Origin of the sequence: Geodermatophilus maliterrae (genome assembly GCF_041018925.1) — a bacterium.
GTDB classification, from domain to species: Bacteria; Actinomycetota; Actinomycetes; order Mycobacteriales; family Geodermatophilaceae; genus Geodermatophilus; species Geodermatophilus maliterrae.
Genome location: NZ_JBFNXQ010000043.1, coordinates 1 through 25308 on the forward strand (window position 1 = coordinate 1; position 25308 = coordinate 25308).

Below are 25308 nucleotides of genomic sequence, written 5' to 3' on the forward strand. Positions count from 1 at the left end.
CCGGCGCGCCGCTGACCACGGTGACCGTGGCGCCTGCCGCGGTGACGGCGTCGACCGTGACGGTCAGCTCGCCGCCGGCGACCGACACCGGGACGCCGGGCTGCAGGGCGGTCTGCAGGTCGTCGTCCCAGCCGGCCGCGGGCGACGGCGTGCCGTCGAGCAGCAGCGAGGTGTCGGGCAGCGCGCCCTCCCGGTGCAGCAGCACGCCGCTGTCGAGCCGGTAGCGGTTGTCCGAGGCGAGCCAGGCGTCCCGGCCGACGGCGGTGCGGTGCTCGAGCCAGTAGTCGGTGCCCTCGGCGTCGGTGAGCCGCACCGCGCGGGTGCCGCTGCCACCGCCGAGCGGGGCGAGGGTGACCGTCCGCGCACCGCTGCCGGCGGGCACGGTCTGCGCCGCGGCAGCGGGGAGCACCCCGAGCCGTGCGGCCTGGGCGGCGGTGAGGCTGCCGATGCGGTCCCAGGAGACGCCCATGACGTCGTAGAAGTCGCGGTAGGCGGCGGTGCGGCAGGTGCCGCCCTCGACGGCGCCCTCCACCGTGCCGTCGCACTGCAGGCCGCTGGAGTGGCCGAGGCCGAAGTTGTGGCCCAGCTCGTGGGCGATGACGGCGGGCAGGTCGTCCCGGACGTAGAGCCGGCCGCCCGACGTCGTCCCGGCGCCGACCTGGCCGAGGGCGTAGGAGCAGCCGGGCAGGTCCTGCGGCTGGCTGCTCACGTAGAGCAGCAGGTGCCGCCCCGGGCCCGGCTCGAAGCCGACGCGGCCGGCGGCCTCGTCCCAGAGCGCGGTGGGGTCGGCGCAGCCGGCGGTGGTGCGGACCCAGTCGTGGGCCGCGGTGACGCCGACGGTGACCGCGCCGCCGGTCTGCTCGGACCAGAACCGCGCCACCGGGTCGTTGACCGCCGAGACGACCGAGGCCAGCGACGTGCCGTCCGGCCTGCCGCCCTGCGGGACCACCATGACGACGGTGACCTGGTTGGTGACCGAGCCGGCCGGCACGGGGCCCGCCGCCGGGGCCGCCTGGACGACCTGGGTGCCGATCACCTCGCGGGCCGGCTCGTAGCCGTGCTCGGCCGCGGCGTCGGTCTCGGTGCCGCCGACGGTCACCTCGACGGTCGTCCCGGGCTCGATGCCCTCGACGTCGTCGGCGGGGACGCGGACGGAGCTGCCGTCCGCGGCCTCGACCAGGGTCAGCGGCTCCTCGTGCGACTCACCGGCGTGCTGGCCCTCGACCGAGGTCTCCGGCCAGACCTGCACGAGCTGCCCCGTGACCGTCTCGCCCGTGCCCTCGTCGGCCAGCGCCGACGGGGCGAGCGGGCCGGCGCAGAGCGCGAGCACGGCGCCGGCGACGGCCAGGGACCGCGGCAGGCGGGCGGGGACTCGGAGCGGGGACATCCCCCCCGTCATCGGCGGACGCGAGTCCCGCGGGCACCATCCGGGACCCGCCCGTCACAGCGGTCCCGCCCGTCCCGTCCCGACCGCCCCGGCCGTCCCGGGCGTCACGCCAGCGCGTCGGCCCCCATGAGCCGCCGGCCGGCCTCGGTGATCGAGCCCGACAGCGAGGGGTAGATGGCGAAGGTCTGCGCCAGGTCGCTGACGGTGAGGCCCTTGGTGACGGCCAGCGCGATCGGCAGGATCAGCTCGCTGGCGCCCGGCGCGACGACGACCCCGCCGACGACCACGCCGGTGGCCTTGCGGGCGAACAGCTTCACGAAGCCGGCGTGCAGGTCGCTCATCTTGGCCCGCGCGTTGGTGGCCAGCGGCAACCGGACGACGTCGAGGTCGTGGCCCTCGGGCAGCGTCTTCTCCTGGACGCCGACCGTGGCGATCTCCGGGTGGGTGAAGACGTTGGCCGCCACGGTCTTCAGGCGGATCGGCTGCACCGCCTCACCGAGGGCGTGCCACATCGCGATGCGGCCCTGCATGGCCGCGACGCTGGCCAGCTGGAAGACGCCGGTGACGTCGCCGGCGGCGTAGACGCCGGGCACGTTGGTCCGCGACACCCGGTCGACGACGACGTGCCCGGACTCGCGCAGCTCCACGCCGCACGCCTCGAGGTTGAGCCCGGCGGTGTTCGGCACGGTGCCCACGGTCATCAGCGCGTGCGAGCCCTCGACGGTGCGGCCGTCGGTGAGCTCCACGAGCACGCCCTTCTCGGTGCGGGTGACGCTCGCGGCGCGGCCGCGCTCGGCGATCCGGCCGCCGCGGGCCTGGAAGACCTCCTCGAGCACCTCGGCGGCGTCGGCGTCCTCACCCGGCAGCACCTGGTCGCGGGAGGAGACGAGGGTGACCGGCACGCCGGCCTCGAGGTAGCCGGAGGCGAACTCCGCACCGGTCACGCCCGAGCCGACGACGACGAGGTGCTCGGGCATGTCCTCGAGGTCGTAGAGGTCGCGCCAGTCGAGGACCCGCTCGCCGTCGGGCTCGCTGCCGGGCAGCACGCGCGGGTCGGCGCCGGTGGCGATGAGGACGACGTCGCACTCGAGGCTCTCGATGACGCTGCCCTCGGCGTCCAGCACCTCGACGCGGTGCTCGACCAGCCCGCGGACGTCGTCGGCGAGCCGGCCCTGCCCGGCGATGATCCGCACGCCCTCGGTGGTGAGCCGGGCGTGGATGTCGGCGGACTGGGCGACGGCGAGGCCCTTGACCCGGCTGTTGACCGTGGCCAGGTCCAGGCCGACCGTGCGCAGGTCGGTGCCGCGCAGCCCCAGGACGCTGGAGTCGCGGACCGACGTCATGGTGCCGGCCGCGGCGATGAGGGTCTTCGACGGGACGCAGTCGGTGAGGACGCTGGCCCCACCGAGGCCGTCGCGTTCCACGACGGTGACCTGCGCACCGAGCGAGGCGGCCACGAGCGCGGCCTCGTAGCCGGCCGGGCCGCCACCGATGATGACGATGCGGGTCATGGCGCTCTCCTGCGTCGGGGGTCGTGCGGTGGCCTCCATCCTCCCAGCCGTCGCCGCCGGCGTCGGCAGGCTCACGGGTCGCGCGGGCCACACCGGCCCGTAGGCTCGGTCGGCGATGGGTCTCTACGCCGCCTACGGGTCCAACATGGACCCCGACCAGATGCTGCGCCGCTGCCCCTCCTCCCCGCACGTGGGCACCGGTTGGGTCCGCGGCTGGCGGCTGACCTTCGGTGCCGAGGAGTACGGCTGGGAGGGCGCGCTGGCCACCCTGGTCCCCGCGGAGGACGACTCCCCCGGCGTCTTCGTCGCCCTCTACGACCTCACGCCCGCGGACGAGGTGGCCCTCGACGCCTGGGAGGGCGCCGACTCCGGCCTCTACCGCAAGCTCAACCTGGGCGTGCACACCCTCGGCGGCGACGTCGTCGCCTACGTCTACGCCCTCGACGCCTTCGAGGGCGGGCTGCCCTCGGCGCGCTACCTCGGCGCGCTCGCCGACGCCGCGGAGGCCGCCGGCGCCCCGGCCGACTACCTCGCCGAGCTCCGCGCCCGCGAGTGCCGCTCCTCCGGGGTCTGACCCCCGCGACCCGACGGGCGTCCCCCCGCCGGCTCCGTGATCACCGCCAGGGCACCCACGGGGCCGGCCGGGTCAGGGGCGCGACAGGCGCAGCACGACCGTCGTGTCGGTCGCGAAGGCCTGCTCGGCGTGCGGGGCCCAGTCCCGGTTCCCGGTCGAGGCCAGGTCGGCCACGACCCACCGCACGCCCGCGTCCCACAGCACCCGGGCGTCGTCCGCGCCGGGCGCGTCGACGAAGCGCCGGGACAACTCGACACGGGTGCGCACCCACTCGGGGTGGGGCACCCCGGCGATGTAGTCCGCCCCCTCCACGTACACCCGCCGATCGGCCAGGGCGGCCGTCAGGAACCAGCGGTGACGCTCACACGCCGCGGCGTCCTGCTGAGGGCCGGCGCACTGCCGGTTCGTCGCGACCACGTCGTCGACCGCGGAGTGCTCGCGCAGCCAGACGAGCGCGTCCTCGTGCGCCGGCGACCAGGCCAGGGGACCGTCCGGCTGGGCGGCCGCCGGGGGCGGGGTGCGCGCAGTGTCGAGCACCACGGCGCTCCCCGCCGTCAGGGCGGCGACCGCGAGTCCCCAGCCGACCACCGCGGCGCCGCGGGCCGCGCCCGCCGGGAGTCCGGCCCGACCGCCGCGCACCCACGCGCGCACGAGCGACCCGGCACCCAGCAGCAGGGGCAGCGACCAGACCAGGTAGGGCGAGATCCAGGCCCGCCCCTGCGGCAGGGCCACCAGTCCCGCGATGCCGGCGGCCACCCCGACGGCCGTCGCCGTCCACAGCACGCGGGCGGACAGGCGGTCCAGCGCCACCCCGAGCCCCACCGCGGACACCACCGCGACGACGAGCCCCGCCGAGATGGGGAAGTAGGTCTGGCTGAGCCCCGGGTGGCCGAGCACCGCCGCGAGGAACAGGCCGGCGCCCGCGGCGCCCAGGGCGAACCACACCTCGGGCCGCGGACGCCGGCCGACGAGGGCGAGGACCCCGGCCCACTTGGCCGCGAAGGCCAGCGCCACCCCGACCGTGCCGACCACCAGCCCGAGCCGGTCCTCCCGCGCCAAGAAGCCGAAGGCCCGGGCCGTCGCGCCCGGCTGGAGGAGCAGGTCGCCCCTGCTGCCCATGACGAGGACGACGAAGGCACCGGCCACCGCGGCCAGGACGACGGCCAGGGCGGCGATCGCGCGCCGCCGGATCGCCCGGTCCCGCAGTCCGGCCACCGCCACCAGGCCGACCCCGCCGCCGAGGACCGCCGCGAAACTGGTCTTGCCGCCGACGCACCCGACCGCGAAGAGCCCCAACAGAGCGTGGGGCCACCGCACCGCACCCCGCAGCAGGTCGGTGAGGACGACGGCGGCGCCCAGCATCGCCAGCGCCCCGAAGCCGAGGGACGGCGACAGGAGGGAGTGCTGGAGGAAGGTGATCGACGACGCGCTGGCGACGTTGAGGCCGACCGCGATCAGCAGGACGGCCAGCGCCGGCACCGCACGGTGCGTCGAGAGGCGCCGGCTCCACGTCCAGGCCAGACAGAGGACGCCCAGGAAGGCGACCAGGGGCAGGACCCGGGTGATCACGACGAACGAGCCCGCCCCTGCGGCGTTCGTCGTGGCGCCTGCCCAGGCGTGCACGAACCAGTGGTAGCGGACCGGCGTGCCCGCGGCGAAGACGCTGTCGACCGGGCCCCAGGTGGCCAGCGAGGTCGCGAGGGCCTCGTGGTAGGGGATGTCCACGTAGTAGCTCCGCCACCCGGTGGACGACAGCGGGTGCGCCCGCCAGAACGACGAGAGGTAGAGCAGCCCCACCCCGAGACCGGCCGCGACGCCACCGATCTCGTCGAGGCGCGGGCGCAGGACTCCACCGGCCCGCACCCTGGCCCGGACGGCCGGGACCAGGAGGGCGACGACGACGGCCGCGGTGGGCGCAAGCCAGCCCAACGGGGCCAGCGGGGTCGGCCGCAGCAGCTGCGCACCGAGCATCGCCAGCAGCGTCCCCAGGGCCGCCCCCATGCCCACCAGCTCGCTGACCGGCAGACCCACCGGTCCCCGCGCCAGCCGCCAGAGCACCGCTCCGGTCCCCAGCTGGACGGCGACGACGAGGACGAGGCGGGCGGCTTGGAGGACGTCGACGCCGCTGCCGACGAGCAGGGCCCAGCCCAGCACCGCCAGCACCACGGGAACCGACCCGACGGCGCGGCGGCCGGGTCGCTCGGGGCGGCGGAGCGACGGCGCCGGCCGCTCGAGGAGACCGGCCGTCACGAGGACACGACCTGGGCGACCTCGGCGAGGAAGTCGTCGTGGTCGCGGATGTAGTCGTCGGGGTCGTAGGGGTCCGAGGCCAGGACCAGCAGCACGGCGTCGGCGGAGTACCGGTACTGCGTTCCCCAGGTCATGGGCGCCATGTGCAGACCGACGTCCGGCCGGTCGAGCACGAACTCCTGCCGCTGGACGCCGTTGTCCACGACGGCGTTGAGGCTGCCCTGGACGCACACCAGCAGCTGGTGACACCGGCGGTGCGCGTGCGCCCCGCGGACGTCGGACGACGGGACGCCGAAGACGGTGAAGAAGCGGCGCGGGACGAAGGGGAGGTCCTGCTCGAAGTTCGCCGCGACGAGGCTGCCCCTCAGGTCGTCGGCGCGGGTGATCCGGACGACGTCGACACCCGGGACCCGGCTCACCGGCAGCACGCTGGCCCGGACCTCCGTGGCGTCCGGGACGTCCGGGCCGGCGTCGACGTACCCGACGATGTGGACGGGGTTGCCCTCCACGACGGCGTTCGGCGGCACGTCCCTGGTCACCACGGCGCCTGCCCCGACGCGGGCGCGCCGGCCGATGCTGACGCCGCGGACGATCGTGGCGTTGGCGCCGACCGAGGCACCGGGACCCACCACGGTCCGCAGGGCCGGACCGGCACCCGCCCCGTCGGCGCAGGGCGCCTCCCCGGCGAGGACGACGTTCGACGCCACGGACACGTCGTCGGCCAGGCGGACGCCGTCGCCGACCCGCACGCCGCTCTCCAGCGTCACCCGGTCGCCGACCACCGCGTCGTCGGCGACGACGACGTGGTTCCCGACGGTGCAGTCGGCCCCGATGCGGGCGCCTGGCCGCACGTGCGCGAAGGCCGACACCCGGGTCCCCGCACCGACGTCCGAGCTCTCGCACAGACCCTGGGCGTGGACGAGGAAGGTCATCGGGATCTCCAAGACGTTCGAGGGCCGGCCACGCGAGCGGCCGCCGGCGGGCGGGACGGCACCGGAGTCCTCAGTGAGCCATGAGCGGAACGCATCGACTCCGACACTAACCGCAACCGGCGTGGCCGTCGCACCGCCGGCCACACGCGCCCCACGCACCCCTGTGCGGGCTCGTTCGACACATCCGCCACTGCCGCCCCGGGACTCCGCGTCCGTCCCGCCCCCGGCCCGGGGACCTGCCTATGGTCCTGGCCTAGACGGATCGGTCCGGTACGCACGGTCAGGGGAACCCGCGGGCGACGGACCGATCGGGGAGGCGAGGAAGACAGCATGGGCGATCTGCCCCTCAACGACCTCGGCCGCGGGTTCGCGGCTCTCGAGGCCGAACTCCGGTCGACCGTGGACGACGTCCTGTCGAGCGGGTGGTACGTGCTGGGACCGCAGCACGACGCCTTCGAGCGCGAGTTCGCCGCGGCCGTCGGCGCCGGTCACTGCGTCGGGGTCGGCAACGGCACGGACGCGCTGGAGCTGGCCCTGCTCGGCGTCGGGTGCCGCCCCGGCGACGAGGTGGTCACCGTCGCCAACGCCGGCATGTACACCACGACGGCCGCTCTCAAGGCCGGCCTGGTGCCCCGCTTCGCCGACGTCGACCCGTCGACGCTGCTGCTGACGGCCGCCACGCTGGAACCCGCGCTCACCCCGCGCACGCGCGCTGTCGTCGTCACCCACCTCTACGGCCGGCTCGCCGACGTGCGCGCGCTGCGGGAGCTGTGCCGGGCCGCGGGCGTGGCCCTGGTCGAGGACTGCGCCCAGGCAGCGGGCGCGGCCGGAGAGGACGGCCCGGCCGGGTCCCTCGCCGACGTGGCCGCCTTCAGCTTCTTCCCGACGAAGAACCTCGGCGCCCTCGGCGACGGCGGCGCGGTGGTCACCCACGACGCGGACCGGGCCGCGGTGCTGCGCAGTCTGCGCCAGTACGGCTGGTCGGCGAAGTACACCGCGACCCTGCCCAACGGGCGCAACAGCCGGCTCGACGAGCTGCAGGCGGCGGTGCTCCGGGTCAAGCTCCCCCACCTCGCCGGGTGGAACGCGCGCCGGCGCGGCATCGTGGCGCGCTACGCCGAGGCCCTCGGGGACGGCCCGCGGTGCATGGTGCACGGCCGGGACGCCGGGTCCCCGGCCTACGTCGGCCACCTCGCGGTGATGTCGACGCCCGACCGGGACGCCGACCGCGCCGTGCTGGCCGCCGCGGGGATCCGCACCGACGTGCACTACCCCACCCCCGACCACCGGCAGCCGGTGCTGGCGGGTACGACCGGCGGGCTGCGCCTGCCCGTCACCGAGCAGGCGGCCGGGCAGATCCTGACGCTGCCCTGCTTCGCCGAGATGACCGACGTCGAGATCGATCGGGTGTGCGATGTCCTTCGTGGGTTCTGAGTCGACGTCGCTGCCGGCGGTGTGGGGGGCCGACGTCGTCTACACGGTCGTGGTGCCGGTGTACGGCAACGAGGCGACGATCCCCCTGCTGATCGACCGCCTGGTCGAGCTCTCGGCCGACGTCGACGGCCTCATGGAGGCGGTCTTCGTCGTCGACGGGTCGCCCGACGCCTCGCTCGTGCTGCTGCAGCGGCTGCTGCCCGACTCGGGGCTGCGCGCGCAGCTGGTGACCCTCTCCCGCAACTACGGGGCCTTCTCCGCCGTCCGCGCGGGACTGGAGGTGGCCAGGGGCGAGCACATCGCGGTGATGGCCGCCGACCTGCAGGAGCCGACCTCCCTCGTCCGCGACATCTTCGCCCGCCTGAGCACCGGCGACCACGACGTCGCCGTCGGGGTGCGCACCGACCGCGACGACCCCGCTCTGTCCTCGCTGGCCGCCCGCACCTTCTGGGGGATCTACCGGCGGTACGTGCAGAAGGAGATCCCCGTCGGCGGCGTGGACATCTTCGGCTGCACCCGCCAGGTGGTCGGCCAGCTGCTGGCCCTGCGCGAGTCGCACACGAGCCTGATCGGCCTGCTCTACTGGCTCGGCTTCCGCCGCGTCGAGGTGCCCTACGTGCGCCAGGAGCGGGAGTTCGGCAAGAGCGGCTGGACGCTGCGCAAGAAGCTGCGCTACATGAACGACAGCATCTTCTCGTTCACCGACCTGCCGATCACCCTGCTGCTCACCGGTGGGCTGCTCGGCGTCGTCGGCTCGGTGTGCGCCGGTGTCGCGGTGTTCGCGGCCTGGGCCACGGGCTCGGTCGAGGTCCCCGGCTACACCCCTCTGATGCTCATGCTGTTCCTGCTGTGCTCGTCGATCCTGCTGGCCCTCGGCATCGTGGGGTCCTACGTCTGGCGCACGTACGAGAACAGCAAGCGCCGCCCCGGAGCCGTGCCCATGCACCACCAGCACTTCCACGTCCCGGCGGTCCCCGCGGAGCGGGGGGCGCCGGTCCGCGTGCTGGAGGTCGGTTGAGGCAGCTCGCGCGGTTCCTCCTCGTCGGGGGCAGCAACACCGCGATCACGCTGGCCCTGTTCGTCCTGCTCCAGCAGTGGCTGGCCCCGGCGGTGGCCTACACCCTGGTCTTCGCACTCGGCCTGGCCTACACGACGGCGATGACGGCCCAGGTGGTCTTCGGCACCCGGCTCACGGCGCGCTCCGCCCTGCTCTACGCCGGCTGGTACCTGCTCGTGTACGCGGTGGGCCTCGTCGTCGTCCAGGCACTGCACAGCTCCTGGCAGCCCTCCGCCGTGGTGACCGCGGTGCTGACCGTCGCCGTCACCGCACCGCTGAACTTCCTCGGTGGCCACGTGCTCTTCGGGTCGACGCCGGGAGCCGGCACGGCACCCCACCCCGACCCGGTCGCGACCCCGGGGACCATCCCGCCGCACGACGACCTGACGAGGAGCCCCGCATGATCCACCCGACAGCGCTGGTCGATCCCGCCGCCCGCCTCGGCGACGGGGTGGAGGTCGGCCCCTTCTCGATCGTCCACGGCGACGTCGAACTGGGCGAGGGCACCGTGGTCGGCTCGCACTGCGAGCTGGGCCACCCCGCCGCCGGCGGCGACGTCGGGCCGCTGCGCATCGGCCCCGGCTCGCTCATCCGGTCGCACAGCCTCTTCTACGCGGGCTCCACCTTCGGGCCCGGCCTGCAGACCGGGCACCGGGTCACCATCCGGGAGGGCATCGAGGCCGCCGAGGACCTCCGGGTCGGGACGCTGGGCGACCTGCAGGGGGACACCTCGTTCGGACGGCACGTCCGCCTGCACTCGAACGTCCACGTCGGCCGGGGCTCGACGGTCGGGGAGTTCGTCTGGATCTTCCCGTACGTCGTCCTCACCAACGACCCGCACCCGCCCAGCGACGGGTTCCACGTCGGCGCCACGATCGAGCGGTTCGCCGTCGTCGCCACCTCCTCGGTGGTCCTGCCCGGCGTCCGGGTCGGCGAGGGGTCACTCGTCGCCGCCCACGCGCTGGTCCGCGAGGACGTCCCCCCCGGGACGATCTGCGCCGGCGTCCCCGGCAAGGTCCGCGGTCCCGTCGACCGGATCCCCCTCGGCGACGGCTCGGGGCCGGCCTACCCCTGGCGACGGCACTTCCACCGGGGCTATCCCGAGGACGTCGTGCGGGACTGGGACGCTGAGTTCGACGGCACCGGCGTCTGAGGCCGATCGGGGGTCCCTGCATCCGATCGTCCGGGATCCGGGCGCGGGGCCGGCCGGTCAGCGGGCCGCGCATGCCTCGATCGGCGGCTGGCTCCCCTCGTAGGGGTGCTGCATGCCGCTGACGCCGGCGGCGAAGACCACCGCGAGGACGACGACGGTGCCGGCCACCCATCCCCGGGCCGCACGCGTGCGCGGCCGCCGCAGGCCGTCGTCCACCAGGACGGCGCAGCCGGCGACGCCGAGGAGGACCAGCGCCACGGCGAACCTCGTCTCGGTCGCGGAGGTCACCAGGCTCAGGAGGGACCCGGCCCAGACCATGAGGACCAGGACGGGCCCGAACAGCGGCGCTGCGCCGCGTCGCTGGATGGTCCGCCGCAGCAGGACCGCCGCGCCGACGGCGGTCACCGCGGTGACCAGCACGCTGAAGACGGCGTTCACCACCGGCGCGTCCGTCAGGTACGGCGCGGACACCGGCCAGTGCAGGGCCGCGCCGATCTTCTGCACGGCGAAGACCAGGGACTGCGGGAGGTGGGTGAGGTAGACCCCGGCGAGCTCGCCCGGTGACGACGGCGGCGTGTCGATCGCCCCGGCCATCCCAGGGCTGCAGAAGGCGAGGCCGGGCGACCGGGTCGGGTCCCCCACGACCGTGTCGTACCGGACGACGAAGGAGGCGAAGGAGGTCTGCAGCTCGGTGAGCCACGGCGTCATCTCCGGCCACGGCGCCCAGATGGCCCTCTCCCAGCGGTTGAGGAGCACCTGCGGCACCAGCGCCGCCGCCCCGCCCAGGAGGAACCAGGGAACCGCCGGTCGGCACCCCACGACGAGCGCGAGTCCTACGGCCGCCAGCGGCAGCACGGTCGCCGGACGGATGTTGAACGCGGCGCCGGCCGCGAGTCCCGCGACGAGCCACGTCCACCGGGTGGGCCGGTCCAGCAGCACGACCACGGTGAGCAGCAGGGCGACGGCCCACAGATCACTCAACGGCTGCGTGACGAAGCCGGACAGCAGGACGCCGGTCGTCACGGCGGAGGTCAGGACCACCGTCGGGGTGACCGGTCGCCAGAGAGCGACCAACCGCGGGATCAGGACGACACCGATCACCGCGATGACGAGGGCGTTCTGCGCGATGACCGCGGCACCGGCCACGTCGTCGCCGAGGAGGCGGGCCACCGCCGCGGCGGGCAGGTACATCAGCGGCGTCAGCGCGCCGCGGAGCGTGAGCCCCCCGCCCTCCACGAGGCCGCCGGGCCCCAGGAGAGCGACCGCACCGCCGAGGTAGGCCTTGGCGTCGTACAGGAACACCGGTGCGGGTGGGCGCAGGGCCAGGACAGCCGTCAGCACCCCGCCCACGAGGACCTGGAGGCGCCAGAGCCCGGTCGACGTGGGACCCGCGGGGGCATGCGCCGGCGCGGTGGACAACTGCACGGGGAACCTCCTGGGGACGGCGGACGATCCGCCGCGGACGCCCGGCTCCCCAGGTGCGGCACCCTTGAGGGGCCGCCCCGGGCCGTGACGACCTTGAGACTCTAGGTCACGGTTGCGGTCGGAGCCGTACGACAGGCCGACCGCGGCAGGCCGTGCGGCCGTCCTCGCTCAGCCGGTGGCGCCGTCCGGGGCGGACAGGAAGGTCTCCAGCAGCCGCCGGGCGGCCAGGGCGGGGGTGAGCTCGCCGGCCAGCACCGCCGCCTCGAGCTCCGGCGCGGCCGCGCGGACGCCGGGGTGCGCGCGCAGCCGCTGCTCGAGGCCGTCGCGCACCAGCTGCCGGGTCCAGCGCACCTGCTGGCTGCGCCGCCGCTCGTCGAGGGCTCCCGACGCGCGAGCCCGGTCCTGGTGCTCGACCAGCTTGGCCCACACCTCGGCCAGCCCCTCGCCGGTCAGCCCGGCGCAGGTCAGCACCGGCACGTGCCAGTCCTCGTCGTGCCCGCGCAGCATGCGGATCGCGCCGGCCAGCTCGCGGGCGGCCTTGCGCGCGTCCCCGGCGGCCGGCCCGTCGGCCTTGTTGACGGCGATGACGTCGGCGATCTCGAGGATCCCGCGCTTGATCCCCTGCAGCTGGTCGCCCGTGCGCGCCAGCGTGAGGAACAGGAAGGAGTCGACCATCTCCGCGACGGTCACCTCCGACTGCCCGACGCCGACGGTCTCCACCAGGACGACGTCGTGACCGGCCGCCTCGACGACGACCATCGACTCGCGCGTCGCCTGGGCCACCCCGCCCAGCGTCCCCGCGGTCGGCGCCGGCCGGATGAACGCGTTCGGGTCGACCGCGAGGCGGGCCATGCGGGTCTTGTCGCCGAGGATGGACCCACCCGACCGCGCCGACGACGGGTCGACGGCGAGGACGGCGACCTTCGAGCCCGCCGCGGTCAGGTCGACGCCGAGCTGGTCGATGAACGTCGACTTGCCCACGCCGGGGACACCGCTGATGCCCACGCGCCGGGCGTTCCCGGCGTGCGGCAGCAGCTCGACGAGCAGCTCCTGCGCCCGCTCGCGGTGGTCGGCGCGGCGCGACTCGACCAGCGTGATCGCCCGCGCCAGCGACCGGCGGTTCCCGCCGAGCACCCCCTCGACCAGCGCGGGGACGTCGGGGCCGGGCATCAGGCCGGCCCCGGGACGGAGCGGCCGGGCATCAGGCCGGCCCCGGGACGGAGCGGCCGGGCATCAGGCCGGCCCCGAGGTGGAGCGTCCCGCCATCAGTGGCCGAGTCGCTGCGCCAGCGTCCGCAGCAGCTCCTGCGCCGCCTCGGCGATGACCGTGCCGGGCGGGAACACCGCGGCCGCGCCCATCTCCTTGAGCGTCGGGACGTCGTCGGGCGGGATGACGCCGCCGACCACGATCAGCACGTCGTCGGCACCGAGCTCGGCCAGCGCGTCGCGGAGCGCCGGCACCAGCGTCAGGTGGCCGGCGGCCAGCGAGGAGACGCCGACGACGTGCACGTCGGCCTCCACCGCCTGCCGGGCGACCTCCTCCGGGGTCTGGAACAGCGGGCCGACGTCGACGTCGAAGCCGAGGTCGGCGAAGGCGGTGGCGATGACCTTCTGCCCGCGGTCGTGCCCGTCCTGGCCCATCTTGGCGACGAGGATGCGGGGCCGGCGGCCCTCGGCCTCCTCGAACGCCTCGGTCATCCGGCGGGTGTCCTCCATCGGGCCCGAGCGGCCGGCCTCCTCGCGGTACACACCGGAGATGGTGCGCACCTGACCGGCGTGCCGCCCGTAGACCTCCTCCAGCGCGTCGGAGATCTCCCCGACCGTCGCCTTGGCCCGCGCGGCGTCGACGGCGAGCTTGAGCAGGTTGGCGTCCAGCGAGGAGTCCCGCCGTCCCTCGGCCGCCGCGCGGGCGGCGTCGGTGAGCCGGTGCAGCGCGTCCTGCACCGCACCGGCGTCCCGCGAGGCGCGCAGCTCGGCCAGCTTGGCCTTCTGCTGGGCCAGCACGTCGGCGTTGTCCACGCGCAGGACGTCGATCGCCTCGTCGGCGTCGACCCGGTACTTGTTGATGCCGATCACCGGCTGGCGGCCTGAGTCGATGCGCGCCTGGGTGCGGGCGGCGGCCTCCTCGATGCGCAGCTTCGGGATGCCGTCGTCGATGGCCTGCGCCATGCCGCCGTGCTCGGCGACCTCCTCGATGTGCGCCCACGCGCGGCGGGCCAGGTCGTAGGTCAGCTTCTCCACGTAGGCCGAGCCACCCCACGGGTCGATGACCCGCGTCGTCCCCGACTCCTGCTGCAGCAGCAGCTGGGTGTTGCGGGCGATCCGGGCGGAGAAGTCGGTGGGCAGCGCCAGCGCCTCGTCGAGGGCGTTGGTGTGCAGCGACTGGGTGTGCCCCTGGGTGGCCGCCATGGCCTCCAGGCACGTGCGGACGACGTTGTTGTAGACGTCCTGCGCGGTCAGCGACCAGCCCGACGTCTGGCAGTGGGTGCGCAGCGACAGCGACTTGTCCTTCTGCGCCCCGGCCTCCTTGACCAGTCGCGCCCACAGCAGCCGCCCGGCGCGCAGCTTGGCGACCTCCATGAAGAAGTTCATGCCGATCGCCCAGAAGAAGGACAGCCGCGGGGCGAACGCGTCGACGTCCAGGCCCGCCTCCTTGCCCGCGTTCAGGTACTCGACGCCGTCGGCCAGCGTGTAGGCCAGCTCCAGGTCGGCCGTGGCCCCGGCCTCCTGGATGTGGTAGCCGGAGATGGAGATCGAGTTGAACCGCGGCATCTCCTGCGAGGTGAACGCGAAGATGTCGCTGATGATCCGCATCGAGGGCTTGGGCGGGTAGATGTAGGTGTTGCGGACCATGAACTCCTTGAGGATGTCGTTCTGGATGGTCCCCGTGAGCTGCTCCGGCTTCACCCCCTGCTCCTCCGCGGCGAGGACGTAGAGCGCCAGCACCGGCAGCACCGCGCCGTTCATGGTCATCGAGACGCTCATCCGGTCCAGCGGGATGCCGTCGAAGAGCTGCCGCATGTCGAGGATCGAGTCGATGGCGACCCCCGCCATGCCGACGTCGCCGACCACGCGCGGGTGGTCGGAGTCGTAGCCGCGGTGGGTGGGCAGGTCGAAGGCGACCGACAGGCCCTTCTGCCCGGCGGCGAGGTTGCGCCGGTAGAACGCGTTGGACTCCGCCGCGGTGGAGAAGCCCGCGTACTGGCGGACCGTCCACGGCTGGGTCGTGTACATCGTCGGGTAGGGGCCGCGCAGGTAGGGCGGCAGGCCCGGGTAGGTCCGCAGGAAGTCCAGCCCGGCGAGGTCGGCCGGGGTGGCCAGCGGCGGGACGGCGATGCCCTCCGGCGTCTCCCAGGTCGCCTCGCCCACGCCGCGGCCGGTGACCTCCTCGAAACGCTCGGCCCAGTCGTCGGCCGAGGCCGTCGCCGCAGGACGGCCCAGCTCGACGCTGCTGAAGTCGGGGATCACACTCATGCCGGCACTCCCAGCTGCTCGTGGACTCGCTGCAGGACGTCGAGCGCGTCGCACCCGGCGTACACGTACCCGTCGACGCCGTCCACACCCAGCGACGGCTTGCCGGCGAGCCACACCTGCGTGGCACCGGCCGTGCGCAGCTCCGCGGCGAGCGCGGCGGCCGAGTCCACGTAGTCGCCGTCGGTGCCGCAGATGCAGGCCACCGTCGTCCCGGCGTCGGCGAGACCGGAGATACCGTCGCCGGCCGGGGCCTCGAGGCCGCCGGCCTGGAACAGGTTGCCGGCGAAGGTGGCCCGTGCGGTGTGCCGGGCGATCGGGCCGATCGTGGCGAGGTACACGCGCGGCCGGTCGGGTGCTGCGTCGGCGCGGTCGCGCAGCTCCTCGAACGCCTGCGCCGCACGCACGCGGGGCAGCCCACCGGTCGGGTGCAGGTCCGCGGCGGGCTGCCGCTGCGGCAGCTTCTCCGCGAGGTTGGGGAACTCGCTGACACCGGTGATCGCGTCGCGGCGCGTCGCCAGCCGCTGCGCGCGCTCGTCCCACGCGGTGGCCAGCCGGTCGCGGACCAGCCCGGACGACAGCGCCGCCGCCAGCCCGCCGGCCCGCTCGACCTCGGTGAACCACGCCCACGCCGCCTGCGCCAGCGACTCGGTGAGCGACTCGACGTACCAGGAGCCGCCGGCCGGGTCGAGCACGCGGGCCAGCGACCCCTCCTCGACCAGCAGGCTCTGGGTGTTGCGGGCGATCCGGCGGGAGAAGGCGTCGGGCAGGCCCAGCGCGGCGTCGAAGGGCTGCACGGTGACCACGTCGGCACCACCCACGCCCGCGGCGAAGCAGGCGACCGTCGTCCGCAGCATGTTCACCCAGGGGTCGCGCTTGGTCGTCATCACCGACGACGTCACCGCGTGCTGCCGCTGGGCACGCGCGTCGGGTGAGGCCCCGCTGGCCTCGCCGACCCGGTCCCACAGCCGGCGGGCGGCGCGCAGCCCGGCGATCGTCGTGAACTGGTCGGCGCTGGCGGCGTAGCGGAACTCGAGCTGGGCGAACGCCTCGTCGACGGACAGCCCGCCGTCGGTGAGCGCCCGCAGGTAGGCGACGCCGGCGGCCAGCGAGCAGCCGAGCTCCTCGACGGCGGAGGCGCCGGCGTCGGCGAAGACCGTGGCGTCGACGACGACGGTGCGCCAGCCCGCGGGCGCCCGGCGGGCGACGTCGGCCAGCCCGGTGAGGTCCTGCTCCTCGCCCGACGCGGCCTGCTCCCCGAGCGGGTCGAGGCCCAGCGAGCCGCCGGGCGCGAGGTCGGTGCGGCCCTCGACGAGCGAGAGCAGCGCCTCGGCCGCGCCGAGTCCCCCGCCCGCCCCCACGCCGGAGACCGACACCGGCGCGAGGTCGAGGTAGACGTCGGCGAGCACGTCGCCGAGCGCCGCGACCGGGACGGCCCCCTCCCCCACCTGCAGCCACAGCGAGGTGACGCCGTTGTCCAGGTCGGCGGCGATCGCCTCCCTGGTCACCGCGACGTCGGGGTGGGCGTGCCGCTGCCGCAGGTCCCAGCCGGCGGGCACGTCGCCGTCCGGGAGACCCGGCCGGGCGCCGCGGACGAACGGCGGCAGCCCGGGGACGCCGACGGCGGCCGGCAGGTCCCCGGCGTCGTCGGCGGTGTAGAGCGGGGCGACGCTGACGCCGGTGGCCACGGTGCGGCGCAGGGCGTCCTCGACCGGGTCGGGCAGCCGCTCGCGGCCGGCCTTGCGCAGCACGCCGGTGACGAGCTCGCGCCACTGCTCGCGGGTGGCCTCGGGGAAGGCGCCGGCGAGGGAGAGCTCGTCGGGGACCTCGTGTTCGGCGGGGACCTCGTCGTCACCCGGTGTCGCGGTCTGCTCAGTGGCGTTCATCGTCGAACTCCCGGCGTCGGCTCTGGGTCCAGTGACGTTCTACCGCCGCTCGCCCGGTCGTGGGCGGGCAGGGTGGCTGGGGGACGGCGCACCGGCGGCCGGACCGCTGCTCCCGGCGTCGGCGGCCAGCGCCTGGAGCGCGGCGCGGACCATCAGCCGGACGCCCACGCCGATGGCGCGCTCGTCGACGTCGAAGGTGCCGCGGTGCAGGTCGAGCGGCTCCCCGCCGCCGTGCGTGCCGAGGCGGGCCAGGGCGATCGGGACGACGTCGGCGAACCAGCCGAAGTCCTCCCCGCCCATGCTCTGCGGCGTCGGCCGCACGCCCTCGGGGCCCACGGTGGCCAGCGCCGCGGTGCGCAGCAGGGCCACCGTGCGCGGGTCGTTGACCACCGGCGGGACGCCGCGCACGTACTCCACGGCCACCTCCGCGCCGGTCGGGGCGGCCACCCGCTCGACCAGCCGGCGCAGCATCGCCTCGGCGCCGGCCCAGGCGTCGCGGTCGAGGACCCGCACGGTGCCGCGCAGGGTGCCCCGCTGCGGGATGGCGTTGGCCGCCACGCCCGCGTTGACCGCGCCCCAGACCAGCGACATCCCCGCCCGCGGGTCCACCTGCCGCGACAGCAGCCCGGGCAGGTCGGTGATCAGCCGGCCCAGGGCGTCGACCAGGTCGACGGTCAGCTGCGGCCGGGCGGTGTGCCCGCCGGGGCCGGTGAGGACGACGTCGAGGCGGTCGCAGGCCGCGGTGATCGACCCGGTGCGCAGGCCCACCGCGCCCACGGGCGTGGCCGGGTCGCAGTGCAGCGCGAACGCCCGCGAGGCGCCGTCCAGCACGCCGGACTCGACCACGTGCTTGGCGCCGCCGGGCACGGTCTCCTCGGCGGGCTGGAACACGCAGCGCACCGTGCCGGGCAGGTCGTCCAGCGCCGCCAGGGCGAGCGCCGCGCCGAGGACGACGGTGGTGTGCACGTCGTGCCCGCAGGCGTGGCACATGCCCTCGCGGGTGGAGGCGTAGGGCACGTGCTTGAGGTCGGCCAGCGGCAGGGCGTCGATGTCGGCGCGCAGGACGACCGTCGGCCCGCCGCTGCCGACGTCGACGACCAGGCCCGTGCCGCCGGGCAGCCGCCGCGGCTCGAGCCCGGCCTCGCCCAGCTGCTCCTCGAGGAAGGCCGTGGTCTCCACCTCGGCGTAGGAGAGCTCGGGATGGGCGTGCAGGTGCCGGCGCACCTCGACCAGCTCGTCGAGGCGGCCGGCCACCCACGCGTCGAGCCCGGCGGCGAGGTCCTCGGAGGCACGGTTCATGCGGCGTGCCCGCCGGCGCAGGCGGCCGGGCCGGGGACGGGGCCGTCGGGGCGGGTGGCCGGGCCGGTCGCCGGCAGGCCGTCGCGCAGCTCGGTGAGCAGGCCGTCGACGACGGCGCGCAGGTCTCCGCCGGCCTCCAGCGCGGCGGCGCGCTGGCGCTGGTAGGACGCGCCGACGGCGAGGATGCGCTCGACCCCGGACAGCTCGGCCTGGCAGCCGAGGCGCCGCGCGGTGGGCGCGAGGTCCTCGGCGAGGTCGAGCAGCGCCTGCCGCACCGGGCGGACGGTGCCGCGCTCGTCGACGATCACGTCGGCGTCCAGGCCGTAGCGGGCCGCCCGCCACTTGTTCTCCCGCAGGATCCAGCTGGGCGGGGTGGGCAGGGTGTAGCCGCGGTCGAGCTGGGTGTCGAACTGCTCGACCAGGCACTGCGAGATCGCCGCCACCACGCCGATCTCCTCGAGGGTGGGCAGGCCGTCGCAGATGCGCAGCTCGACGGTGCCGAATCCCGGGTGCGGGCGGATGTCCCACCACACCTCGCGCACGCTCTGGATGGAGCCGGTGGCGATGAGCGTCTCCATGTAGGTCTCGAAGGCGCCCCAGTCGGGCAGCTGGTGCGGCAGCCCCGCCGTCGGCATGGCCTCGAACACCTTGCTGCGCGAGGAGGCCAGGCCGGTGTCGCAGCCGACCCAGAACGGCGAGGACGCCGACAGCGCGAGGAGGTGCGGCACGTACTGGGTGAGCGCGTTGACGATCGGCATCGCCTTGTCCGGCGAGCGGACGCCGACGTGCACGTGGACGCCGAAGATCTGCAGCCGCCGGGCCAGCCACTGCATGCGCTCGACGAGCTGCAGGTAGCGCTCCTTGGGCGAGATCAGCTGGGTCTGCCAGTCGGTGAACGGGTGCGTGCCGGCGCAGAGCAGGCCCAGGCCGCGGCGGTCGGCGGCGGCGGCGACCTCGGCCACCGTGCCGGCGAGGTCGGCGGTGGCCTCCTCCACGGTGGTGCACACGCCGGTGATGACCTCGATGGTCGACTGCAGCAGCTCGTGCTTGGCCTTGGGGTGCTCCTCGGCGCCGTCGGGGCGGATCTCCTCGAGGATCTCGACCGCGCCGGCCGAGAGCTCCCGGCTCTCCCGGTCGACGAGCTGCAGCTCCCACTCCACGCCCAGGCTGGCGCGCTCGGAGGAGGTGAAGGGGATCTGCACCCCACGAGGATAGGGACGACCGGGCTCCGCCACCCCCTGGAACGGCGCAGGCGCCTCAGACGGCGGCCAGCTCCGGCTCGGCGCCGGCCGGCCGGGCCAGCTGCACCGCCGCCGGTACCCGCGCGGTCACCGCGGCGACCGCGCGCCGGCCGTAGAGGCCGGGGTGGACGAGCACGCAGCACAGGTCGCGGCTGACCACCGAGACACCCGCGCCGTCGTCGGTGGGCACCAGCGCCTCCACGCGCGACCACGGGATCCCGTGCACGTCGCCGTCGGCGTCGCGGTGGGCCAGGCCCTCGTCGGAGACGACCAGCGTCACGCGGGCCGCCGGGTCGAGCAGCCGCCGGTGCAGCGGCGGCCGGAACAGCGTCCCGGCCGGCAGGGTGGGCAGCGTGCCGCACAGCGGACGGCGGACCACCCGCGGGTCCGGGCCGTCCCACTCGGCGGTGTCGGGCACGGCCAGGACGGCGGTCGGCTCGGCCCGGCGCAGCGCGGCGGTGACCTGCGCCGGCGTGGTCGCCCGCCAGGCGGCCAGCGTGGCGGCGGCCGACCGTGAGGGCAGTCCGACCGCGGCGCAGTAGGCGGCGTCGGCCAGCTCGACGCCGTCGGCGTCCTCCTCGTCGAGCTCGGCCGCCAGCCCCGCGACCGCGTGCGTGACCTCCTCGGGCGTCGGGCCGTCGGCGCACAGCTCGGCGAACGTCTGCCACAGCAGGCCGGCCACCTCGGCGTCCCGGCCGGAGCGGGCGTCGACGACGACGGCCACCTCGCGCCGGTCGGCAGCGAGGTCGAGCGGCAGGGAGTCGACGGCGTAGGAGAGCCCGCGGGTGTGCCGGGCGCGCTCGCGCAGCCGGTCCTCCAGGACGTCGACCCCGACGGCCAGGGCCACGTCGGCCGGCCGGTCGGTGGCCAGCAGCAGCCCGACGCCGGGCGCGTCGGTGCGGGTCCACACCGGGCCGTCCTGCGGCCGCGGGACGGGCACCCGCCGCACCGGCCGCGGCCCGTCGGGCAGCGGCAGTCGCAGCCCCCCGGGCAGCGGGCCGTGGCACCACAGCGCCGCGTTGCCCCGCACGAACCAGCGGGCGGCGTGCGCCCGCACCGTCGCCTCGGTCAGGTGCTCGGGGCCGGGCCCGGCGGACACGGTCAGCCCCGGCCCGGTCAGCCCGTAGCGGGCGGCCCACAGCGCGCTGACCGTCGAGGAGCCGGTGCCGCAGCCCTCGGCCTGCAGCACGCCGGCCTCGGCGGCCATCCGCTCGGTGGGCAGGTCGGCCAGCGCCCGGCAGACGCCCTCGAGGAACGCGCGGACGGCGGCCGGGCGGCCGGTGGCGAAGAACGCGGTGCTGTCGACGTCGGTGACGGCGTTGCAGCGCAGGTGCGTGCGCGGCAGGGCGGCCATGGCCAGGTGCTCGACCAGGTGCGTCACCTCGATGGTCGCGAACGTCTCGTCGCGCAGGCCGACGCCGAAGACCAGCGCCGCGGTGGTCCGCTCGGGCCCGGCGGCGGTGAAGACGGGGACGCCGTCGATCTGCGTTCGCTGCACGGCGGTCATGGTCGCGGCCGTCCGCCCCGCTCCCCCGGGCCGACACGCCACCGGGGGCGGCTGGGACGGGTGAGCCGGTGACCGCCGTGGGCAGGGGCGTCCGGGGCCGGCGCCCGGGGGCCGGCGTCGCCCGGGCCGGCGTCACCCGGGCCGGCGTCGCCCGGGTCAGCGTCGCCCGGCCCGGCCGCGCCGGGTTAGCGTCCACGGGTGAGCGCACCTGCCGCAGGGACCGATCCCGACACCCTCGCCCGCACCGCCGCGGCCGAGCTGACCACGGCCCTGGGCGACGGCCACGACGTCGCCGTCGTCATGGGCTCGGGCTGGGCGCCCGCGGCCGACGCGTTCGGGGCGGCGGAAGGCGCCGTCGCGATCGGCGACCTGCCCGGTTTCGCCGCCCCCACGGCGGTCGGCCACGGCGGGCAGGTGCGGTCGGTGCGCGTCGGCGAGCGGCGGGTGCTGCTCTTCCTCGGGCGCACGCACCTCTACGAGGGCCGCGGCGTCGAGCCGGTGGTGCACGGCATCCGCACCGCGGCCGCGGCGGGCGTGCGCACCGTCGTCCTCACCAACGCCGCCGGCGGCCTCGCGCCGGAGCACCGGGTGGGCCAGGCGGTGCTCGTCAGCGACCACCTCAACCTCACCGCCCGCTCCCCGCTGGTCGGGGCGACCTTCGTCGACCTCACCGACCTGTACTCCGCGCGGCTGCGCGAGCTCGCGCGGGAGATCGAGCCGGACCTGACCGAGGGCGTCTACGCGGCGCTGCCCGGCCCGCACTACGAGACCCCGGCCGAGATCCGCATGCTGCGCACGCTCGGTGCCGACCTCGTGGGCATGTCCACGGCACTCGAGGCGATCGCCGCCCGCGCGGCCGGCCTGGAGGTGCTGGGCCTGTCCATGGTCACCAACGCCGCGGCCGGCATCACCGGCGAGAAGCTCGACCACGAGGAGGTGCTCGCCGCGGGGAAGGCGGCGGCGGGCCGGCTGGGCCGCTTCCTCGTCGAGTTCACCGGCCGGCTGCCGTGACCGGCCCGGTCCTCGTCACCGGCGCGGCCGGGCGCATCGGCACCGTGCTGCGCGAGGGGCTGCCCGAGCGCGGCTGGCCGGTCCGCAGCCTCGACGTCGTCGAGATCGCCGAGCCACGGCCGGGCGAGGAGACCGTCGTCGCCGACGTGACCGACTCCGCCGCGATGAGCAGCGCCACCGCGGGCGCGGCCGCCGTCGTCCACCTGGCCGGCATCTCCGGCGAGTCGACCTGGCCGGCGGTCCTGCACGCGAACGTCGACGGCACCCGCACGGTCCTCGAGGCCGCCCGCCGGGCCGGGGTGCGCCGCGTCGTGCTGGCCAGCAGCAACCACGCCACCGGGTACACCGGGCGGCCGGCGTCCGGTCCCCTGCGGGAGGACGACGGCCTCGCGCGGCCGGACACCCACTACGGGGTCTCCAAGGTGGCGATGGAGGCGCTCGGCTCGCTGTACGCCGACCGCTACGGCCTCGACGTCGTCTGCCTGCGCATCGGCACCGCCGCCCCCGAGCCGCCGACGCCGCGCGCGCTGGCCACCTGGCTCTCCCCGCGGGACACCGTCGCGCTGGTCGACGCCGCGCTGCGCGCCCCCTCCCCCGGCTTCCGCGTGGTCTGGGGCGTCTCGGCCAACACCCGCGGCTGGTGGGACCTCACCGCGGCCCGGTCGCTCGGGTACGAGCCGCAGGACGACGCCGAGGCGTACGCCGGGGCACTGGTCGCGGCGCACGGCGAGCCCGACCCCGCCGACCCCGTGCACGCGCGCGTGGGCGGCGAGTTCACGCTGCCGGAGTACGACGCCGAGGAGGTCACCTCGTGAGCGTGCTGGACGCCGCCCGCGCCTGGGCGGCGGCCGACCCGCACCCCGGCGACCGCGCCGAGGTCGAGGCGCTGGTCGCGGCCGGTGACACCGCGGAGCTCGAGCGCCGGTTCCGCGGGCCGCTGACCTTCGGCACCGCCGGGCTGCGCGGTCCGCTGCGCGCCGGGCCGGCCGGGATGAACGCCGCCGTCGTCACCCGGGCCGCCGCCGGTCTCGCCGCCTGGCTGACGCGCGCCGGGCACGGCGGCGGCGGGGTGGTGGTCGGCTTCGACGCCCGGCACCGCTCCGACGAGTTCGCGCGCGTCTCCGCCGCGGTGCTCGCCGGCGCCGGGTTCGCCGTCCAGGTGCTGCCGCGACCGCTGCCGACGCCGGTGCTGTCCTTCGCCGTCCGGCACCTCGGGTGCGTCGCCGGCGTGATGGTGACCGCCAGCCACAACCCGCCGCAGGACAACGGGTACAAGGTCTACCTCGCCGACGGCGCGCAGCTCGTGCCGCCGGCCGACGGGGAGATCGAGGCCGCGATCGCCGCCGTCGGCCCGGCTCGGGAGGTCCCGACGTCGGACGAGTGGCTCACCCTCGGCGACGACGTCGGGGCCGACTACGTCGCCGCGGTGGTGCGGGCGCTGGACCCCTCGACGGTGCCGGCGACCGTGCGGCAGGGGCTGACCGTGGCCTACACCGCGATGCACGGCGTCGGCGCGGACACCACGCGGGCCGTCTTCGCCGCGGCCGGGTTCGCCCCGCCGGTGAGCGTGCCCGAGCAGGACTCCCCCGACCCGGCGTTCCCGACGGTCGCCTTCCCGAACCCGGAGGAACCCGGCGCGGTCGACCTGCTGCAGGCGCTGGCCGCGCGCCTCGGCGCCACCGTCGCCATCGCCGAGGACCCCGACGCCGACCGCTGCTCGGTGGTCTGCGACGGCCGGCAGCTCACCGGCGACGAGGTCGGCAGCCTGCTCGCCGACTGGCTGCTGCGCCGCGGCGTGCGGGGCACGTACGCGTCCTCGCTGGTCAGCGGCTCGCTGCTGCACGCGCTGACCCAGGCCCACGGCGTCCGGTTCGCCGAGACGCCGACCGGCTTCAAGTGGATCATCCGAGCCGGCACCGACGACGAGCCGCTGGTCTTCGGCTACGAGGAGGCGCTCGGCTACGCGGTGACGCCCACGGTCGCGCGGGACAAGGACGGCGTCTCCGCCGCGCTGGCGGTCGCGCTGCTGGCCGCCGAGCTCGAGGCGACCGGGCGCACGCTCCTCGACCGGCTGGACGAGCTGGCCGTCGAGCACGGGCTGTTCGCCACCGGCCAGCTGTCGGCGCGGGTGGAGGACCTCTCGGTCATCGCCGACGCGATGGCGCGGCTGCGGTCGGCGCCGCCGTCCCGGCTGCTCGGCCGGGAGGTCACCGCCGCCGACCTGCTGCACGAGGACCCTCCGGTGGACGCCGTCCGGCTGCTCGGTGACGGCGTCCGGGTCGTCGTGCGGCCCAGCGGCACCGAGCCCAAGCTCAAGGCCTACCTGGAGACCGTCGTCCCGGTGCACGACGACGCGGGGATCATCGCCGCCCGCGGCCGCGGCGAGGACGAGCTCGACCAGCTGCGCGCCGAGATGGCCGCCGCCCTGGGGCTGTAGGTGGACGTCGAGGCGCTGGTCTTCGACGTCTTCGGCACCGTCGTCGACTGGCGCGGCGGGGTCGCCCGCGAGGCCGCCCGGCTGCTCGGCCCCGGCGTCGACGCCGCCGCGTTCGCCGACGCCTGGCGCGACCGGTACCAGCCGTCGATGGACCGGGTGCGCTCGGGCGAGCGGCCGTGGGTGGTGCTCGACGACCTGCACCGCGAGTCGCTGCCGGGGGCGCTGGCCGCGGTGGGGGCCGGCGGCGTGCCCGACGACGTCGCCGACGAGCTGGTGCTGGCCTGGCACCGCCTCGACCCGTGGCCCGACGCCGTCCCGGGGCTGACCCGGCTGCGGCGCTCGTTCGTGCTGGCGCCGCTGTCCAACGGCGGGGTGCGGCTGCTGGTGGACCTGGCCCGCCGCGCCGGGCTCCCGTGGGACCTGGTGCTCGGCGCCGAGGTGGCGGGCCGGTACAAGCCCGACCCGGAGGTCTACGACTCCGCGCCCCGTCTGCTGGCACTGCCGCCGTCGTCGGTGTGCATGGTCGCCGCGCACCTCGACGACCTGGTCGCGGCTCGGGAGCGGGGGCTGCGGACGGCCTACGTGCACCGCCCCGACGAGTTCGGCGGGCGCGAGGTGCCCCCGGCGAGCGACCCGGCCGCCGACCTCTCGGTCGCCTCGATCGAGGAGCTCGCCACCGCCCTCGGCTGCTGAGGGCGCGTCGCCCACCGGGTCGGCGCCGCCTCCGCCGGCGT

The 25308-nt window shown here is 75.9% G+C and carries 20 protein-coding genes; 9 read left to right on the plus strand and 11 right to left on the minus strand.

All coding sequences use genetic code 11. The features are described from left to right. On the minus strand, positions 1–1387 hold a 1387-nt coding region (locus tag ABQ292_RS14260; protein ID WP_369207442.1), incomplete at its 3' end, for a reprolysin-like metallopeptidase. A gap of 104 nt (positions 1388–1491) precedes the next feature. Further along, positions 1492–2937, minus strand: a complete 1446-nt coding sequence (locus ABQ292_RS14265; RefSeq protein ID WP_369207444.1) for an NAD(P)H-quinone dehydrogenase — start codon at positions 2935–2937, stop codon at positions 1492–1494. Positions 2938–3013: 76 nt separating this feature from the next. Between ABQ292_RS14265 and ABQ292_RS14270 the strand changes: the two genes are divergently transcribed. Beyond that, positions 3014–3472 (plus strand): gamma-glutamylcyclotransferase family protein, encoded by a 459-nt coding sequence (locus ABQ292_RS14270; protein WP_369207446.1) that lies wholly within the window; start codon positions 3014–3016, stop codon positions 3470–3472. Positions 3473–3544: 72 nt separating this feature from the next. Here ABQ292_RS14270 and ABQ292_RS14275 read toward each other — a convergent pair whose 3' ends face one another. Continuing rightward, complete coding sequence (locus tag ABQ292_RS14275; RefSeq protein ID WP_369207448.1) at positions 3545–5722, minus strand: hypothetical protein; 2178 nt, start codon at positions 5720–5722, stop codon at positions 3545–3547. Next, positions 5719–6654, minus strand: coding sequence for a WxcM-like domain-containing protein (locus tag ABQ292_RS14280; protein ID WP_369207450.1), 936 nt, complete (start codon positions 6652–6654; stop codon positions 5719–5721). Before ABQ292_RS14280 ends, ABQ292_RS14275 begins: the two co-directional genes overlap by 4 nt. Positions 6655–6984: 330 nt before the next feature. Between ABQ292_RS14280 and ABQ292_RS14285 the strand changes: the two genes are divergently transcribed. The 4 genes from ABQ292_RS14285 to ABQ292_RS14300 are packed head-to-tail and all read left to right on the plus strand — an operon-like array spanning position 6985 to position 10298. Further along, positions 6985–8088, plus strand: a complete 1104-nt coding sequence (locus ABQ292_RS14285; RefSeq protein ID WP_369207452.1) for a DegT/DnrJ/EryC1/StrS family aminotransferase — start codon at positions 6985–6987, stop codon at positions 8086–8088. Beyond that, complete coding sequence (locus ABQ292_RS14290; protein ID WP_369207454.1) at positions 8078–9106, plus strand: glycosyltransferase family 2 protein; 1029 nt, start codon at positions 8078–8080, stop codon at positions 9104–9106. Before ABQ292_RS14285 ends, ABQ292_RS14290 begins: the two co-directional genes overlap by 11 nt. After that, positions 9103–9549 (plus strand): GtrA family protein, encoded by a 447-nt coding sequence (locus tag ABQ292_RS14295; protein ID WP_369207456.1) that lies wholly within the window; start codon positions 9103–9105, stop codon positions 9547–9549. Before ABQ292_RS14290 ends, ABQ292_RS14295 begins: the two co-directional genes overlap by 4 nt. Next, the gene (locus ABQ292_RS14300) at positions 9546–10298 is read left to right on the plus strand and encodes an acyltransferase (protein ID WP_369207458.1); all 753 of its coding nucleotides are present in this window, start codon (positions 9546–9548) and stop codon (positions 10296–10298) included. The genes ABQ292_RS14295 and ABQ292_RS14300 overlap by 4 nt, the downstream gene beginning before the upstream one ends. Positions 10299–10355: 57 nt before the next feature. Here ABQ292_RS14300 and ABQ292_RS14305 read toward each other — a convergent pair whose 3' ends face one another. The 7 genes from ABQ292_RS14305 to ABQ292_RS14335 all read right to left on the minus strand — a co-directional run bounded on the left by ABQ292_RS14305 (position 10356) and on the right by ABQ292_RS14335 (position 21117). Continuing rightward, a complete protein-coding gene (locus ABQ292_RS14305) occupies positions 10356–11723 on the minus strand; it encodes a hypothetical protein (RefSeq protein WP_369207460.1) in 1368 nt (455 codons plus the stop codon). Positions 11724–11891: 168 nt separating this feature from the next. Continuing rightward, complete coding sequence (gene meaB, locus ABQ292_RS14310) at positions 11892–12893, minus strand: methylmalonyl Co-A mutase-associated GTPase MeaB (protein ID WP_369207462.1); 1002 nt, start codon at positions 12891–12893, stop codon at positions 11892–11894. Positions 12894–12988: 95 nt separating this feature from the next. After that, positions 12989–15196 carry a methylmalonyl-CoA mutase gene (gene scpA, locus ABQ292_RS14315; protein ID WP_369207464.1) on the minus strand — a complete coding sequence of 736 codons (2208 nt, stop codon included), beginning with the start codon at positions 15194–15196 and terminating at the stop codon, positions 12989–12991. Further along, positions 15193–17079 (minus strand): methylmalonyl-CoA mutase subunit beta, encoded by a 1887-nt coding sequence (locus tag ABQ292_RS14320; RefSeq protein ID WP_369207466.1) that lies wholly within the window; start codon positions 17077–17079, stop codon positions 15193–15195. The genes scpA and ABQ292_RS14320 overlap by 4 nt, the downstream gene beginning before the upstream one ends. A gap of 39 nt (positions 17080–17118) precedes the next feature. Then, the gene (locus ABQ292_RS14325) at positions 17119–18378 is read right to left on the minus strand and encodes an amidohydrolase (protein ID WP_369207468.1); all 1260 of its coding nucleotides are present in this window, start codon (positions 18376–18378) and stop codon (positions 17119–17121) included. Continuing rightward, entirely contained in the window at positions 18375–19580 is a 1206-nt protein-coding gene (locus ABQ292_RS14330; RefSeq protein ID WP_369207470.1) for a glutamate--cysteine ligase, read from the minus strand. The genes ABQ292_RS14325 and ABQ292_RS14330 overlap by 4 nt, the downstream gene beginning before the upstream one ends. A gap of 55 nt (positions 19581–19635) precedes the next feature. After that, positions 19636–21117 (minus strand): hypothetical protein, encoded by a 1482-nt coding sequence (locus ABQ292_RS14335; RefSeq protein WP_369207472.1) that lies wholly within the window; start codon positions 21115–21117, stop codon positions 19636–19638. A gap of 207 nt (positions 21118–21324) precedes the next feature. Here ABQ292_RS14335 and ABQ292_RS14340 point away from each other — a divergent pair, with 207 nt between their 5' ends. From ABQ292_RS14340 to ABQ292_RS14355, 4 genes are read left to right on the plus strand one after another with little or no spacing between them, the layout of a single operon-like run. After that, the gene (locus ABQ292_RS14340; RefSeq protein WP_369207474.1) at positions 21325–22137 is read left to right on the plus strand and encodes a purine-nucleoside phosphorylase; all 813 of its coding nucleotides are present in this window, start codon (positions 21325–21327) and stop codon (positions 22135–22137) included. Next, positions 22134–22952 (plus strand): NAD-dependent epimerase/dehydratase family protein, encoded by an 819-nt coding sequence (locus tag ABQ292_RS14345; RefSeq protein ID WP_369207476.1) that lies wholly within the window; start codon positions 22134–22136, stop codon positions 22950–22952. The genes ABQ292_RS14340 and ABQ292_RS14345 overlap by 4 nt, the downstream gene beginning before the upstream one ends. After that, the gene (locus tag ABQ292_RS14350) at positions 22949–24574 is read left to right on the plus strand and encodes a phospho-sugar mutase (protein WP_369207478.1); all 1626 of its coding nucleotides are present in this window, start codon (positions 22949–22951) and stop codon (positions 24572–24574) included. Before ABQ292_RS14345 ends, ABQ292_RS14350 begins: the two co-directional genes overlap by 4 nt. Then, positions 24575–25267 (plus strand): haloacid dehalogenase type II, encoded by a 693-nt coding sequence (locus ABQ292_RS14355; protein WP_369207479.1) that lies wholly within the window; start codon positions 24575–24577, stop codon positions 25265–25267. Positions 25268–25308 lie beyond the last annotated feature (41 nt).

Bases quoted from the DNA above. Each gene is read 5' to 3' on its own strand.
- meaB (WP_369207462.1), bottom strand. From the start codon at position 12,893: ATGCCCGGCCCCGACGTCCCCGCGCTGGTCGAGGGGGTGCTCGGCGGG.
- ABQ292_RS14280 (WP_369207450.1), bottom strand. From the start codon at position 6,654: ATGACCTTCCTCGTCCACGCCCAGGGTCTGTGCGAGAGCTCGGACGTC.
- ABQ292_RS14300 (WP_369207458.1), top strand. From the start codon at position 9,546: ATGATCCACCCGACAGCGCTGGTCGATCCCGCCGCCCGCCTCGGCGAC.
- ABQ292_RS14325 (WP_369207468.1), bottom strand. From the start codon at position 18,378: ATGAACCGTGCCTCCGAGGACCTCGCCGCCGGGCTCGACGCGTGGGTG.
- ABQ292_RS14265 (WP_369207444.1), bottom strand. From the start codon at position 2,937: ATGGAGGCCACCGCACGACCCCCGACGCAGGAGAGCGCCATGACCCGC.
- ABQ292_RS14270 (WP_369207446.1), top strand. From the start codon at position 3,014: ATGGGTCTCTACGCCGCCTACGGGTCCAACATGGACCCCGACCAGATG.
- ABQ292_RS14320 (WP_369207466.1), bottom strand. From the start codon at position 17,079: ATGAACGCCACTGAGCAGACCGCGACACCGGGTGACGACGAGGTCCCC.
- scpA (WP_369207464.1), bottom strand. From the start codon at position 15,196: ATGAGTGTGATCCCCGACTTCAGCAGCGTCGAGCTGGGCCGTCCTGCG.
- ABQ292_RS14285 (WP_369207452.1), top strand. From the start codon at position 6,985: ATGGGCGATCTGCCCCTCAACGACCTCGGCCGCGGGTTCGCGGCTCTC.